The following is a 16,367-nucleotide window of genomic DNA, read 5'->3' on the forward strand; positions in this document are numbered from 1 at the left end:
AATCGCCCGACCCGCTGCACGCAATGAAAGTTCCGCGCGCCGGGCGATTGCTCAACCCGCGCCGAAAGGCGTAAATGACCAACGGGCTCCGGTCGCGGCTGGATGAAAGACCAGTGGCAGGTCACCACAACCGAAAACGGTCATAAGCCAGATTTCTTATTTCCTGGGGGGGATTTCTACGGCGAGGCCGTGGCGGGAGATGAGAGGCTGGTGATGCTGGGGGCAAAGTCTTCCTGCAAGGATCGCTGGCGGCAGGTGCTAGCCGAGGCGGTTAAGATTCCTCGCAAACACCTTTTGACGCTGGAACCCGGCATCACTGAACCGCAGACCGCCCAGATGGAAGGCGCCAACCTTCAGCTTGTTGTGCCTGCGGCAATTCAGAGCACATACAGCAAAGGGCAACAGGGATGGCTATGGTCCTTCGGGCAGTTCATAAATGTCGTTCAGACTCGAAACAGTTGAGCCACCCTAGTCAACAGGGGTTGCAGGCCTCTACCATCAAACAATGGGATCAAATACCTAAGCCGCCCTTCAGTTGCTGGATATCCGCCGGCAGGCCTATCACCCTGAGCAAAAGCGATGGTCGGCTGAGCGCGACATAGATCAGCTCGTCCTCGACCAGCTGGTCAATATCGACCAGCACCACGCACTTCGCCTCCAACCCCTTGAAGCGCCGCACCGTATCGCACCAGATCCGGTTCTTGCCGCGCGGATCAGAGGCCGAGATCGGCACCGCCCCGCCAATTTGAGCTTGAGCAAAAAGCGCGCATTTGTCGCGTGCGCGCCCGGTCAGGATGGCGATATCAGAGGCCTGAAGCTGCGCGTTCTTGATCAGATCGGTCACAAAGGCGCTGGCATTGTTATAGGCCTGTTCCTTGGACTTGACCTCGATCCAGTCCACCGGCTGCCCCGCCGGGCCGGCCGAAACTGCGCCGCGAGCGTCATACCAAGGCTTCAGGCTGTGGTGGATGGCGCGGGTGTTGCGCAGATTGCGGATCAGCCGGAACGACAGCTTTGGCAATTCATCGACAAAGCTCTGCCCACCACCATAAATCCGCTGATTGTCGTCATAAAAGACGTGGAATGTGCCGCCATCCATGTCTTTCAACGACAGCCGCAGGGTATCATACCAAGCGCGTTCGAAGTCTTGGCCCTCGTCGACGATTATCGCGTCAAAGGCCAGATCGGGGCGCGCCTGCATCGCCTGTTCCAGCGCGTCGGGCAAGATCTTCCTATAAAGGGCTGGGCCTTGAGTCTGGGCCACCGGCACCTTGGCTATATGCGCCATCTTGCCGCAAAGCTCGTGAAACCCGGCGATCGTCAGGTTCTCCACCTCGCCCACAATACCCTTGAGATGAAGCGCAAGGGCGTTGTTGTAGCAGGTGAGCAAGCTGCGCCCTCCCGCCTTGGCACAGCGCATGGCTTTCTCCAGCGCAAGCAGGGTTTTACCGGTGCCGGCCGAACCGGCGATCGCCATTTGCGGGTTTCCGGCCAGAGACTCCAGCACGTAGGCCTGCTCAGCAGTCAGAAGTTCAATCTTCTTCATATCATAGGCCAGCGCGCTTGCCAGATGCGGCCGCAGTTCAAACTCCGCCGCGACGATCTCGTGCAGTGCCTTCATACCCTCGGGGCCAAGCGGAGCGCACGCCTTGGCGCCGCGAGATAGGGTGTCGCGCACCCAGTCCCCCAGCTTGCCCCCGCCAATCTCATTGCCGAAGGCAAAAAGCTCCAGCGGGGCGTCGGCGCCAAGGGCCCTGACGGGGCGAATGTTGTCGGGCAAAACGACGCCATGGCAGATGTTGAGGTGCCGCGTGGACAGGGCTGCAACTTCCTTGAGCCTTTTGATCAACTCGTATTTGCCCTCCATCGCCTGGGTGACCGGGCTGCGCTTGAGGTTGTAAGGCGTGCCGGTGCGCGAGACCGAAATCCATTTACCCTGATCGTCACAAGACACTGTGCCGCCCTTCACCTCCAGCGCCAGCACCCCCAGCGCGGCATGCGCCACAACGAAATCTACCTCGCCATCCCGGCCGGTGCCATCAGGGCGAAATCGGTGCCAGGGCCGCGACCAATAGACCGTGAAATCGCCGCCCAGTTCCTTGTCGAGCGACTCATACACCTGCCGTTCCGCCCGGCGCCGAGGATCGTTCAACAGAAGCTCTGGAATTTTGGAAGGAACCATCTTTGCCATATAAGTCAGTATCCCGATGGGAAGAACGCGAGGGGTTGAGAACCATCGGGACCTATGGACTGATCTTCGGGGGTTCCGGTTACAAGGGCCCGATCGAGATACTGGTTGAAATGCTCGCAGGCGGTTTCGGGCAGGAACGCGCAGGCATGGCAGGCCGCGTGGTTGCCGCTGTCAAAGAGGGCTGCAAGCCCATCTGAACACAAGGGATCAGACGAGCACCAGCGCGTATCGGCTATCGCCTTGATGAGAGTCGGGCCGAAGCGTTCGGCCCGACCTTCGCGCGAGAGGCCCCCGAGGGTGCCATCGGCACCGGGCGCCGAGGTGTAGATGAGGAACCCGGCCATATCGCTTCCCTCGGGGCCAGCATAGAGGCGCTCGCGGACCGACGAGCTGGAATAGCCGCAGTCGAGCGACAGCCGTTCTATGACGGCGTGACAAAGGGTGTGGATCAACACAAGTCGGGCGCTGAGCGGCCAAGGCACCACGGGCGTGCCGCCTCGCGATTTGGCTGCCACCTCAAGCTGAACGTTCAGCGCCGCAACTCTCGCACGCACCGGCGCTCGCGCCTCCCATTCGCGCAGGCGCCCTAAGTCAAGCGCCACAAAAATCCCCTCGCCGAAGACCTCGATAGCGGGCAGCCAGTTTTTCTTACCGGCATAAAGCTTCGCAGCCTCGCGGGCGCGTTTCTCTTGGCCCTTGGGGGTCAGCCGGGTGAAGCCGGTCAGCACCCGCACCTCACGCAGGCGTTCGACACGGACAAGATGTCCGACAAGGCCCGCCAGTGCACTGGGGATGGCCTCGGCTTCGATCTTGAAATTGCGATCCGCGGTGCCTTGGGTCGGAGGTGCGACAAGCCGGGCATATTCTTCCGCCCGCAGATCAGTTTCAGGCCCCTGTTGATCGCGCTCGAAGATACGGCGGATCTGCGCTTCCATCTCGCGCAGCGTCATTGGCAGTCCAGTCCATTCCTCCATCAGTTCGGCATCGATGATCGCGCCGCGGATATGGGCCGGATCGCTTAGGGCCTTGAACGCTTTCCAATATTGATCCTGACGGACGAACTGGGTGAATTCGTCGCTGAAGGGCGGAATGTCGATGGCACTTTCGACGATGGGAAACCAAGCGTTGGAGGCCCCGCGCTGGATAACGGCAGCGGGGTGGCTGCAGGCTTCGCGGTGGGCCAGCGGCAGCCAAGGACGGCGCCCACTGCACGCATGGCCGATCCGCTCCAAAGCATGGGGGCCATAGGCCTTAGCCAGAGATTGCTCGGCACCGCAGCCGTCGCATTTCACCACGAGGCCCGCAAGTCCCGCCGCCTCGCCCACCAGCTTCAGGTCGTGCCGCTTGCAGCCCTCTTTATGGCCAACCCAGCGATCCCATGGAAACTCGTCCAGATGGCCGGCCTCGCAGGCGACAACGAGACGCACCGGCACAACAAACTGCCGTCTAGGTTTGCCCTTCTGTCCCGAGCAGACCTGGCACCACCGGTCAGGCTTGCCAACCTCTCTGGCCCAATCTCGGGCGTGCTTCAGCCGGTCGCAAGAGGGGCAGAAACACCATTCGGGGAAGCGGACCGCCGGCAGTTCGCGGTCTTCCTCGATCGCAAAGCCCTTGGCGTCGCGGTGGCCCGTCTTGTATTTCCCTACCGGCGGCTGGTGAAAGAAGTCGACCTTTAGGCTGGCTTGCAGCCGCACCTCATGGATGCGCTGTCGGTTGTCCAGCCGGGCCTCTTCCCATAGCTCCAGCCCGCCCGACACCGCCGAGATGGGCGCGCCTTCGGGGCTGCGAAAGTCGATGATTGCGCCGGGGCCGTAGGTGCCGATCACTTGGCTGCGTCTGATCTTGCCGATACCGGTCATGGTCGCACACTCACATCTCGTAATCGCGCAGGGCAAAGGCGGTAGATGCCTCGACCGAACGCAGGGAATTGGGGGTGGGTCGCGGCAGAAGGCCGGTCGCGCGGCCCTGTTGCTGCGCCTCCTCGGCAGAGGTCAGCAGGCTGTTTTTCCACTTGTCCCAATATTGGGTCAGGTCCGGCCGGTTGACCCAAAGATCAAGGAAGGTCCGCAACTCGTCCTCGGCCCCTGCCGTCTCTGCCGGGCTTTGTTCGACTGAACGGGCGCGCGCCAAGATGCGGTCCAGAATTGCCTCAAGGTCGCCGCGCACTGCCAGCGCGCCCGAGGGACTGTCGCGCAGTTCGGGGATCAGGTGGCGGGCGCAGATCACAAAGGCCGCGTGCAACGCACGCTCGCGAGCGCGTTCCGCAAAGGGAGTGACGCCGGTCGCCTCGACATCGCGGTAAAGCGCGCGGTGCCAGTTGTGAAAACTCTCATAGCGACTGCGGTCGCGCGGTTTGTTGGCGTTGCAGATCGCCACGACCAGCCCCGGAACCGCTGCCCGTCCAACCCGGCTCGTGGCTTGGATATATTCGGCGATGGTCTTGGGCTGGCCATTGACCACCATCACCCCCAACCGTGCCACATCGACGCCGACCGAGATCATATTGCTGGCCAGCACTGTCGCCACGCAGTCGGCATGGCCGCGCGGATGGTCCAGCCGGTCAAGGATCGCGTTGATCTCCGAGGCGCTGATCCGGCTGGTCAGCTCCACCGGCGGCGGCAAGGCGCGCGCGGGTTCCTGTAACCGCCTGCGGGCATATTGCTCGATCGAGCGCCCAACGTCGTCGCGCGCCAGCGTCAGCGCACCTCCCAGCTCGCGCAGCGCATTGAAATAGGTCACAAGCGTCCAGTAGCCGTCCTCCTGCGCCGCCGGAATACGCGTATCGGCCGCCGCCTGCATCAACGAGGCCATGACCGCTTGCAGCGCGAATTTAGCCGACCGGCCGGTCGTGGTTACGCCGACATAAAGTCGGCCCGGATCGGCCTCGTCGGTGGCGGCAAAGCCCGAATTGCCCTGGTCAAGCCCAAGAGGCGGGAACTGGGCCGCGCGGCGGTCGTATAGCGCACGGATCTGAGAGGCAGCGCGGCGGATAGTGGCGGTTGAGCCGATCACCTTGGGCCTGGTGCCCTTATGGCTGCACAATTCGTCGATTGCGATTTCGTAAAGGCCCGAGATCGTGCCCAGAGGCCCTGAGATCAGGTGCAATTCGTCTTGGATGACAAGGTCGGGCGGGGCGTGGTTGGTGCCGAGCCCGAAAAGCCTGCCGGTTTTCGGTTCGCGCGCAAGTTGGGCGTATTTATCGGCTGTGCCGATCATCAAGGCGGGCAGTCGGTCATAGATCAGCTCATCCACAGTCAAAACTGGCAAAGGAGCCCCGGCGAGGGTGCAACCGGGGCTGCGACAGGTCACCTCCAGATCAGTTTTCGCGTCGTTGGACGCCCAGTGCAGCAGTCCGTTGCACTGCGGGCAGCGCGTCAGGCGGCGCGGGTTGGAGGCGGGCTGATCGCCAAGGCTCTCGCGCTTCAGGGCCTCGATCGCCTCGACGAGCTTGTTCGGCACAGACTCGGCACCGACCCAAAGCCCGATTGAAATCTGGGCGTCGGTGGCGAAATGGGCGGGCAGGCGCGCTGCCCCCGCCAGGTTGGAACTTCTCCGTAATAGATCGCATGCAAGGATAACCGCCGCTGCGCGCTGGAACTGCTGGATGGTCAGAAGCCGCAGCGTGTAGCGCATGAAGACCGTCACCCCGGCTCCCTCTGGCCCGCCCGCCGCGCGCAGCCGCCGCAGGAAGATTACGTGGGCGGTCAGCAGAAGGTAGGCCTCGGTTTTGCCGCCGCCCGTGGGGAACCACAAAAGATCCATCACATCGCGGTCGGGATCAGCGCCGGAGCTGGCCGAACACAGCGTTAGCAGCACAAAGGCCAGCTGAAATGGTCGCCAGATCAGCCCGTCGCGGCGGCCTTGCCGGTCTTTTTTCCAGCGGTCTTGCAGCCACATCGCCCGGTTGGCCAGCCGGAAGGCCTCCAGCGCTTGGGGATCATCGCCAAGTAGCGCGATCCCGGCCCGGATGCGTCCCGCCGCCGCGCGGCAGGTGGCGACGTGCAGGTCTGCTTGGGCGCGCAAGGCGGGGTCTGAGAGCACCTGCCCCTCCTCCGCACGAGCGTCGATCCATTTTTCGTAAAGCGTCACAAGTTGCTGGAGACCAGCCAAAAGCTGGTCCGCAGGGACCTCGGAGAGCCATTTGGCATCAAGCGGCCCGTCCGCCCCCACACCGGTCAGCGCCTCGAAGATTGGATCGCCCGTCTCGCGCGGTTTGCGCACGATGGCAACGGGCAGCCAGTCCGTGGCCAGCTCAGTTACTTGGCCGCCCTCTTCGACCACGCGCGCCGAACAAGTGTGACCCACGACATGGTCGCGCACCTCACGGTAGATCAAAGCGCCAGCCGCAAGGTCTTCGTCGTCGGTCTCGGGTCGCGATACGGGTTTCTCACAAAACCGCGTGCCCGGCGCGGGGCGGGCGATCATCTGGACTTGGAAAAACACCTGTTCGTCAGGATCGGAGCCGCTGGCAGACCTTTGCACATTCGAGACGGCAAGGGTCACGAGCACCGGCCCCCCGGCAATCTTTGCAGCGCGGATGTAAAGCTGCATGCCTGCGATGCCAAGCGCGCCGCCGTCCAGCCGCCGCACGCCGCCAGTCGCTGCGATCTCGCCGATGGGCACGGTATCTTCGAACGACACCTCGGCGCGGTGCCAGACCTGACCCTCTCCCGCACCTTTCTCTGGCACAGCTCCTGCCAAGACATAGACGCCGGCCGAGAGGAAAACATCTACGGCCACCGGCCTGCCGCCCAAGGGTTCAACGGCAAAGGATATTCCGGCAGAAGAAGGACGCAGCGCCGAGGAAAAGGGCGTCGCGATATCTTGCGTCGAAGCTTCGTTGTCAATGCCCGCCGCCTCAGCCTCTTCATCCTCGATTTGGGTGATTGAAGTTCGGGGCGGGAAAAGCATCCCGGTCAGATAGCGGTCGGTGGGCCGGTCGGTGAATGCCTCCTCAGGTCCGTCCAGCGGGCCGATCAGGTCTTCGTGCAGGCGGCTGACGATCAACTGGCGCGCTGTGTCATCTCTCACGGGTCACTCTCCAAGGAAATCGAGGCTAGGCCGCACAGCACCGGAACCAGCGCGATGCCGCTGTCATCGCCCTCGCTCCAAGGGCAGGTGGCAGCCCCGGAAAGAAAAAAGCCGCCGATGCGGCCAGGTAGTGCGGCCTGATCGCACCCGGCGATCCGGGCCATGGCGCGAAGCGCGTTGGCCGAAAGCTGGCCAAGCGGTGGGCCAAGGGCAATGCCCAGCGCATCGGCCCGAAAGATCGCCCAAGCCCCGGTCTGCCCATCTCGCAGGGCGACGCCGGGTAGCGCCTTGGGCGAAGGGCCCGGCGCGGCCAATGCCTCGGCAGCGCGAACCAGAGCCGCGGCGCGGATCTCGGCTTCGATATGGAGGAAGGGCAGCACATCGCCCTCACGCCCGATCTCGGCACTGAAATTGCCTGGGTGGCCGCGCCAGAACCGCTCTCCCCCCAACATCTGCATCCGGCTTGGCCTTTGGCTGCCGATGTAAAGTCGGACCCGGGCCCGCGTCGCGCCGACATATAGCGTCCGCGCCTCTTCGAGAAGATCAATGCCGGAGGCGCTTTGCGCTGCTTCGGGGCCAAGTTCGGGGGGCGCATAGGGAAGCATCAGCAGGACGTTATCCGCCTCCAGCCCCTTGGCACCGTGGATCGTGCCAAGAAGTGGCCCCGCATGCCCGAGAAAGCGGCGTAACAGGCGCGGCGGTAGCGATTGGCCAATTCTCCGCTGCAAGCGGGCGGTGTCAAGCTGCACACCAGGACTATCGGCGAGCTGGTTCAGCGTTGACCACACTTCATCCAGCGCGCGCCCCTCAAAAAGCACCTGCATCAGGTCAAAGCGCGCGGCGATTTCGTCAATTGGCACCAACGCACGGCCAGGCAGCCCCGCCAGAAGCGCGCCAATCCAGGGCTGGATCAGATCACCTTGGCCCGAAGGGCGCAGCCGGAAGGCGACATTGGCGGACATCAGCCGGTGGCTTTCTGCCAAGAGCGCGCGGCGGCCACGGAACAGCACCATGCTGTTCTGTCCCGGCGGCAAGACCGGGTCGAGCACCCCGCGCGGCGCTGACGTGGCAAGCCGCTCGATGCTTTGGCGCGTGCGGGCATAGGCCTCGGTGCCGCTATGTCCCGCCGCGCCCAAGGCTACCCGCGTCGCGGTGAAAAAGGCCGCTAGGTCCGGATCGCGCGTCCGGTGATCGGTGCCAAGCGTCATGATCGCAAAGCCGGGCCTTGGGTCCAGCAGGCTGTCCAAGACCGCATTGCCGGCATTGTTCAGCGAAAAGCGATAGATCGATTGCGCGGCATCTCCGAGGATCGTCACGCCACAACCCGGCGGCAAGAGATCAAAAAAAGCGCGCATCAACTCCAGCCGATCGCCCAGCAGGTCTTGCGCCTCGTCGATCACCACATGGGCAAGTCCCGCAGCAAAGCCGATCACAACGGCGGGCGGGTCTTTCAGCATCTGCAAGGCCGCGCGCACAGCAGCGTCATGGTCTCTTGGACGCTGGGCCCCCGCGGGCAGGGCCGCATTGAGCAGACGGCTGGCGAAGGAATCAAAGGTTGCGACATTGAGTGCGCGAGCCTCATCGGGGCGGCTGATACCGGCGGCGATGCGGTCGCGCAGCTCTTCCACCGCCACGCGGGTAAAGGACAAAAGCCACATCCGGGGGGCGGAAATCCCGCTGTCCAGAAGATGCGCAAGGCGCTGGCAGACGACATATGTCTTCCCGCTGCCCGGTCCCGCGGTGACGATGGCGCGCTGCCCGGCAGGCAGCGCGATGACCAGTGCCTGATCGGGGTCGGTGGTTTCGCCCGTGGCCGCATCGTTGGCAAAGCCCGCCCAGCTTAGCAGCGCCGCAGCCCGCTTTGCATCCATCCGCCACAGGCTCGCGACCGGATCAAAGCCACAGCTGAGGACCACCAACCGCTTTTGCCAATCTGCAGTCAGATCGCGCAAAGCCACCCCGGAGCGAGCCAGTGCGATGATCTCGGCCAGAGCGTCGAGGCGATCGTGGTCAAGGAGCGGCAGTGCGGTGGCGTGGGCAAAAGAGACCACCTCTTCGCCCGGCGCAGCAGGGCTGAAAATCGCTCCGGGGAAAGCGCCAGAGTCTCCGTCTACCGTTCGCCAAATCGGGCGGGCGGCGATGCGAACCGGTCCGACACCCGGCACGAGCGTGCTGCGCGGCGCAAGCGGAACCAGAAGTGTATGGCCAAAGCCCGCGCCTGTGCCGAACACGCCCACCGCCAGAAGCGCCTCCAGCACCTCGGCCGCAATAGCCGCGGCGCGGCTGCGCCAAGCCTGGTGCCAACCAAGGACCCGGGCCAGCCAGACGTTGGCTTCGTGCATCGGCATATAGGTAGTCGAGGCAACATACTCCCCGACCGCCTCGACCAGATCGGGCGGCGCGGGAGAGCGCCCTTGGACCAAGGCTGCCATGATCCGCTCAAGCGCCGAAGCCTCGGGTTGGGGCTGAAGCAGCGGCCGGGAAGAAACAGAGAGCTTATGAATATGCATCGACCGCCAATGAATTCCTTACCCAGCCGAAGCTCCCTGCAATGGAGGCCTCGCGGCGACGAAGTCACACTACACTGGACAGAGGCGAAGCGCGAAAATCAAGTCTTTTTCGGGACTTATTGACAAGTATCTTCGCGCAACCCAGTCTGGCGCAAAGACGAATTGGATTATGATGTTTGGCCCCTCACTAGAGCTTCTCAGACAGTTTGACAGCGCGCTTCTCGCGCAGTTTCAGGCCCTGCGCGAGAAGCGGGGCGCCGATCCGGTCTTCCTTATCGAGCACGGGATGGAGCCAGAGGGCATGGCCGAGATGGTGCGCCTCGTCAGTGCCCATGCCCGTATCGAGGGGCTGGCGGCGGTGCGCTGGCCCAATGCCAGCCTCCCCTTGGCGTGTGCGATCACTGAAACCGGCTACGGCTATCGCGGCACCGGCACCGAATTCTGGCCGCGCCTGTCGCGCGATCTGGGTGTGGCAGTGACGGGGGCCGACCGGCTTGCGGTGCGCGCGCTTTTTGAGCGGTTGAGCCAGCGGCTTGGCACACCACGGCCGCATCAGAGCGACTGGGCACGGAACTACAGCAATATCGCTTGGCCGATCCGCAACGCGCTGGCGCCTCAGGAAATTCACCGCCCTCTGGCCGGCGCACTGGGAAAGCTCGCTCAGGCGGGCGGGCTTGCTCTGGACGATGACGAGTTCTACCGACGGCTGGTCGGCATCGCCGGGGGGCTGTGGTCGGGGCGGCTGTCGGACTGGCTTGAAGACAGAACGCTCGCCATCGGGCTTGGGCGTGGCCTGCTCTCGGGCGAGGAAAGCGGCGCATGGCTGGAGCCGCGCGCGCTGGCGCGGATCGCCCGCGATATCCGGATGGATGCCGAATGCCGTCAGGTTTTGCGCCAGGCAAGACGCGCGCTGCGCAGCGCTCCTCGCAAGGCGCCCCCTCTCCCGGCAATGGCGAAATGGCTAGCGTCGGTTTCGGGCGGCGAGGGCAGAAGGGGCCCAGTGCTGGACAGGCTTTTGCTGCAAGGTCCTAGGGCTAGCGAGGGGATCGTGAGCCAAAGTGCGCTTTTGGTTATCAAGGGCCAGCCCAGGAGCCCGTCTTTTCTACGAGACTTCCTGCAGGGCGCTGTGTTGGAGATACCCGACATAACCCGTGCTTTTACGGCTGATTTCTTGCAGATTTCCGGCGATCAAGAAAGCGCCGATCTGCTGGCCGCCCTGACTCCAGCCGCACCTTCACTTTTTCGCTGGGCCGCCTCGGGCGGGCTCCTGCCCGCGCTCGGCCGGGACGACGTTGTCTACCCTGGCGAACAGTTGTTGCAGGTCTCGCAAGACCGACCGGGTAGCCCGGCAAAACCGGCTTGCGCGCAGGATGTGACCTGCCCGACAGGAGTGCTCGCTTGGGTGGCCGAGGCTACCACCTGCCGCACCGCCCTTGCCGAAGCGGGGGTTCGAATGGCGGGTTCGCAGCTCGCCGAGTTTGCCTGTGCTGGCCGGGTCATCCGCGAAGGCACACGCCTAATGCCCCCTGCCGACACACCGCTCTTCCTGCGCGCGCTCTGTCCTGCGCTGGAGGTGAGCGTGGGCAAACCCGGCGCGGCGGGCGCCACCCTAGCGGCGGTTATGGCTCTTGGCGATGTGGCCATCTTGCCGCCGTCCGACAGTGCCGTTGCGCTGCATCTGCAGGCGGCCGGTCAGGCGGAAACCTGGGAGATCATTCCCCGCCCAGAAGAAGCCGCCGCCCCGCGCGCCTTCACCTGCTCGGCTCGCCCAACTCAACCCACCCTCGCCGACCTGCGCTCGGGTGCATTAGTCTTGTCTTTCGTGAGCCCAGTAGCACTTGGCCCGGTCACCGTGCAGATTGACCTCATCCGCAACGGGGGCGAGGTCGCGCAGCAACAGATTGCCCTGTCCGGCCTCCCTGCCCGTCTGACTTTTGCCGCGCCCGACTTCGAAGAAATGCGTTCCGCCGCCTATCAGGCCTCCGAAGTTGAAGAGTCGTGGTGGACTTTAGCCGCCAAGGTGCCGGGCATGGGGGAGTTTGTTTTTCCTCTGCCACGACGTCCCGATGCCTTGGATCGCGTGCCGGGACAGATCGCATGGCGTAGCGAAGAAGACGAGGGCGAAGACCGGGCGGACGCCGCAATAATCCAGCCGGGCCTCAGTGCGCGGGCGCTGGCCCCTCTGCTGGGCTTAGGTGTCGCCACCGATACTGAGGCCGGGGACGACATTCGCCTGTATCTGCCCGATGTCGCGGGTCTTCAAGCGCTGCGGGCAGGGCTGACCGTCGGCAAGGTCTCTCTTTTCGCCCGGTCAGCACGGCCTACGACCTTGGCCGTGGCGCGCGCGGTTACCGCCCTAGACGCCAAACACGGGCTGGACACGCTCTGCGAGGCGCTGGTCGCGTGGCATTCAGCCGAGGCATCAAGCTTCTTGGTCGATGCGCGACGCCAAGAGATTGTCGCCTTCCTTGAAGACGGCCTTTTGCTCGCGCTGTGCGGCGAGGCGTGGCTGGATGCCGAGGCGCAGCACCGCCGTCGCCCCGGCAGCCTCGCAAGCCAGATGGCCGAAGGCGCGGTGGCCCATGGACTGGCAGCGGGACCCGAGTTTCCCGAGATCGCTCCGGAAGACGTTCCACTTTTGCACGGCGCGCTGACTTGGCGCTTGGGCAGTGCCCTGCACGCGGGCCAGGTTGCCGATCTGGAGACTGGCCCGGCGCTGACCGAAGACGAGGCGGCACTGTTCGACACGGCGGTGGACGCAGCTTATGCCGACCTATCAGCCACCTTGGAACAGCGCGGCGAGCCTGCCCTTGAGGAAAGCTATGCTGGCAACCCCGCCGAACGGTGGCAGCGGCTCTTGGAACGCAGCCGCATTGCCCAAGCGCAATCTCCCTTCCGGCATCTCATCTTGCCCGAAACCCGGTGGGAAACCTTGCAGGCCACTTCTTACGCCCGGCTATCCGATGATGATCTGGTCAGCCTTCTGACACGCTGCCATATGGATATCAGCCGGACTGCCGGGATCGATTGGACGGGGCCGCATGTGCTGCGCAGCGGCCTGATGCTGTGGCTTGCGCCCGCATTGCTGCTGGAAACCGAAGCTTGGCGCGATCACTTGGCGCGACTTCTGTCCGATCGCCATACCGCGCGGGCAGTCCGCTATGTAGCGTTGCGGCTTCGGCAGGCCGAGGGTGCGGCGGAGGGGAAGGTGCTCCATGCCTGATCCGCGCAACTTCGATCCCTATCACGTCTTCATCGCCACCGCCCATGCGCTGCGCCGCGATGCCGAGCGCGGGGCGCTGGCCATGGGGGCGACCTTCGGGGTAGCCGCCGAGCCGCTGCCGTTCCAGTTGGCCACCGTCACGCATATCCTGTCGGAAACACGCATCCGCCACCTGATCGCGGACGAGGTAGGCTTGGGGAAAACCATACAAGCGATCATGGTGCTGAATGCGCTGCGCAGCACCGACCCTGCCCATCAGACTGCGATTGTCGCGCCGGAGCGGCTTTTGGCGCAATGGCATGAAGAGCTTTGGACCCGGGGCCATATCCTTGGCCATATCGTCGATGACACCGACCGCAGCCGGATGCAGGCTTGGCGCGAAGCAACGGCGGCCGGCCTTGTCTCCGCCCCAGAAGATCACCCCGCCGCGCGCCATCATGCGGCGAGCGCACTATTGCTGCGACCGAAGGATGTCGCCGACCAGCCCGACTGGCTGAACCCGGTGCGGCAGCACATGCTAGTGATCGACGAGCCGCAATCGCTCCCGCGCGAGGTGCTGGAGCGCCTCAGTCAGAAGGCTGACGAAAGCCGCAACGACGAAGCGGCCTATCGCCAGCTTCTGGTGCTGTCGGCCACGCCGCGACTCGGCGACCCAGTCTGGCGCGAGATCATTCTAGGGCTTTTGGAACCCGAAAAGGTGCGGCTGGCCCAGGATGCGGGTATGTCGGCGGCGGCCTATTTCGAACAGCAGGAACTGGCGGCCGCCCGTGCGTTGGTCGGCCTGTCCTCCGATGCCTTGTCAGTCGAAGGGACAGTCGCCTATCGAAGCCACGCCCCCACCCGGCGCATCACCCGGCAGACGCGCGCCGATTGGGGCGCATATTTTCCTGCGCGCGATAGCCGGGTTTGCTTGATCGAACCGAATGCCGCCGAAGTCGGTCGGCTTGGGCTGATCCTGACGCTTATCAGAATGCATGCTACAGGCGGTGGGGCGAGCCAGGGAGCCAGTGACGGACCCGGTGGGTCCGGCCTCGATGCGGCGCCTTGGACCACGGTGCGCGGACTTCTGCGTTCGCGCCGCTCTGTGCGCGAGGCGATCGACCGGCTGGGGCGCGCGCTGCCGGGCATGGCGCAGGTGCGCCAAGCTGCGCTGGAGGATTTCGGCGATTCACGGCTGGAGGCACTGACTGATATCCTCTCGGGCATTTTCGGTGCCGAGAAAGACCGCGAAAGATCCGGAAAACCTGCCCTTTCACCGGAAAAGGTCGTGATCGTGGCGGGCGATGCGGGCACCATCGACATGCTGGAAACCGTCTTGCCGCGCTATTTCCCCCAGCTTGCCGAGGGCGGAATCGCAGCGCTGCGCCGCGCCAGGGCAGCCAGCGAGAGCAGTTTTGAAGATATCCGCGCCATGCAAGAGGCCATTGATCCCTTTGTGCAGGGTGGCGCTCGCATCCTTCTCATCGGCGATTGGATCCAAGCAGGGCTGAACCTGCAACACAGCGCCCGCAACATGATCTTTTACAGCGTGCCTTGGGACCCTCAGACTGTGGACCAGCTGATCGGCCGGATCGACCGGCTGAGCCAAGCCTCGATCCGCGCCGCGCGCCGCGGACAGCGCGTTCCGGCGCGTATCCGTCTTTGGCGGCTCGTCATGCGAGAGTCCCCCGAAGAGGAGCTGTCAGAGGCGCTCGGCGCGCTTGAGGTGTTTGACCGCCCTGTGCCGCCGGTCTCGGAGGAGGTCTGGGCCGAGATAAACCGACTGATCGCGCAGCTGCTTACCCGGCCCGATCCCGGCAAAGCTGCCGCGCTCGCGCGGCTGGCCGAAATCCGCGAGACTTGGGCAGCGCGCGGCCTCGCCTCGCATCTTGATCGCTTCGCCCCTCTCTCCCTTGCGCAGGTCCAAGGCTTTGCCGATCGAGTCGGCGACATCGCCGCCCGCCTGCATCTGGCCGGAGAGGGAGAGGCCAGCGCCGCAGAACGGGTCGAAACCGCGAATATTGACTGGCTTCAGGCCTGCGGCAAGGCGGGCGGCTATCTGTATGAGCCCAGCCGCCGGGACCAGTCGGACCCGCCGCGACTTTACTCCGCCTTCTGGTATGCCTCACGCCAGACCGAGCCGCCGTTCCTCTTACCCGACATGGACAAGGACCGCGAATGGGATGACAAAGCGGCGCTGTTGCTCCGTAGGAAGCACTTGGCCGTGCCGCCTCATCGGGTGGTTCAATTAAGCGCAGCCGGCACTCAAGCACGCGATCTGCGTTTTTTCGATCATGGCGACAGCATCCATGACGGCCTTCTTCGGGGCTGGCTGAGCTTTGGGCGCCCGCAGTTCGGATGCCTGCCGCAGGGGGAACTGGTGGTCAAGGTCGGCGCCAGCCATCCCGCGTTGGCGTGGCGCGGCCGGCCCCTGCTGGTCACAGTTGCCGCCAGCCGACCGCCCGAACCGCTGTCTTCCGGGGCAGCGCAGGATTTTGCCTCGCTGGACTGGTTCAGCGCCTCGGCCCGGGAAAGCTACTTGGCCCAACTGGACGAGGGCCTCGCCGCCGATCGCCGCTGGTTCCAGGCCCTGATGCCCACCCAGTTTGTCTCCAAGGCCTCGGTCTTGACGGAAAATGGCTGGCACCTGCTCGATCCGCAGCAAACTGCAATGCTGTTGCGGGCCCAACCCGACCATAGCGACAAAACCCGCGTCTCGGGCAGGTTGCAAAGGCTGCCAGCCCCGGTGGGCCCGGCCTGTGCCCAACACGATGCCACTATCGAGGCTGAACTCAAAGAGCCTCGGTCCCAGGATTTGCACCAGGTGATCAAGGCTTGGGCTGGGCGCAAACGGGTGATCGAAGCGGAAGGCTCTGCACTTGCCAGAATCTTCTTTAATCGAGCAGAGGCTAGGGCAAAGGTGGACAATCAGAGCATGGCCGACGCTCGCCGGGGTCTGGTCGAAGCCGACGAACGGCGCGCGGCGCTAGCCCTCCACATGGCCCGGACACGGGTGGATCTTACCAAGGCAGTGATCGCGAAAGCTATTCAATCGCGGCCGCGCACAGTGCTGCATGCCTGCCTGCGCTTTGTCGCGCCCGAAGGCAGCTGAGAACGGAGCCCGTAACCTCATAACTAACGAAAATCAGCCTTGCGCAAACTCGGCGCGGTTCAAATCCTGTTCTCCGGTGCGTCGACACACCCCACCTGATCATATTGCCCTTTTTCCTAACCACCATTCCTTTTCTCAGAGATGACTCTTCTCTTTCGCCGCTTCGCGGCCAAACCGGATGCTTCGGCTCGCGCAGCGTAAGCGTCCGGTCCGACCGCTCTGCCGCGGGGTGAGAGAGGCGGATAGTGTCCACCATCGATAGTGGACACTATGGTGATGGCGTGGCGCGTCGGACGAAGCGTCTTTGGACGGATGAGGAGA

The 16,367-nt window shown here is 64.2% G+C and carries 7 protein-coding genes; 3 read left to right on the plus strand and 4 right to left on the minus strand.

Annotated features, from left to right (window positions below):
* The first annotated feature begins 102 nt into the window (after positions 1-102).
* A complete protein-coding gene (locus GVY41_RS19610; RefSeq protein ID WP_161348659.1) occupies positions 103-462 on the plus strand; it encodes a type II restriction endonuclease in 360 nt (119 codons plus the stop codon).
* Positions 463-511: 49 nt separating this feature from the next.
* Here the strand turns inward: GVY41_RS19610 and GVY41_RS19615 are convergent, their stop codons facing one another.
* Genes GVY41_RS19615 through GVY41_RS19630 form a run of 4 tightly spaced genes read right to left on the minus strand, consistent with a single transcriptional unit; the run spans position 512 to position 9,732 of the window.
* Entirely contained in the window at positions 512-2,191 is a 1,680-nt protein-coding gene (locus tag GVY41_RS19615; protein WP_161348660.1) for an NERD domain-containing protein, read from the minus strand.
* Positions 2,192-2,196: 5 nt separating this feature from the next.
* Positions 2,197-4,050, minus strand: a complete 1,854-nt coding sequence (gene drmB, locus GVY41_RS19620) for a DUF1998 domain-containing protein (protein WP_161348661.1) — start codon at positions 4,048-4,050, stop codon at positions 2,197-2,199.
* 10 nt (positions 4,051-4,060) lie between these two features.
* Positions 4,061-7,222, minus strand: coding sequence for a helicase-related protein (locus GVY41_RS19625; RefSeq protein WP_205600097.1), 3,162 nt, complete (start codon positions 7,220-7,222; stop codon positions 4,061-4,063).
* Positions 7,219-9,732, minus strand: coding sequence for a UvrD-helicase domain-containing protein (locus GVY41_RS19630; protein WP_161348662.1), 2,514 nt, complete (start codon positions 9,730-9,732; stop codon positions 7,219-7,221). Before GVY41_RS19630 ends, GVY41_RS19625 begins: the two co-directional genes overlap by 4 nt.
* Positions 9,733-9,901: 169 nt before the next feature.
* Between GVY41_RS19630 and GVY41_RS19635 the strand changes: the two genes are divergently transcribed.
* Both GVY41_RS19635 and GVY41_RS19640 read left to right on the plus strand, forming a co-directional pair.
* Positions 9,902-12,955: a hypothetical protein gene (locus GVY41_RS19635; RefSeq protein WP_161348663.1), complete on the plus strand. Its 3,054-nt coding sequence runs from the start codon at positions 9,902-9,904 to the stop codon at positions 12,953-12,955.
* A complete protein-coding gene (locus tag GVY41_RS19640; RefSeq protein ID WP_161348664.1) occupies positions 12,948-16,046 on the plus strand; it encodes a DEAD/DEAH box helicase in 3,099 nt (1,032 codons plus the stop codon). Before GVY41_RS19635 ends, GVY41_RS19640 begins: the two co-directional genes overlap by 8 nt.
* The last annotated feature ends 321 nt before the right edge of the window (positions 16,047-16,367 follow it).

The organism is Frigidibacter albus (assembly GCF_009908165.1).
Classification (GTDB): Bacteria; Pseudomonadota; Alphaproteobacteria; order Rhodobacterales; family Rhodobacteraceae; genus Frigidibacter; species Frigidibacter albus.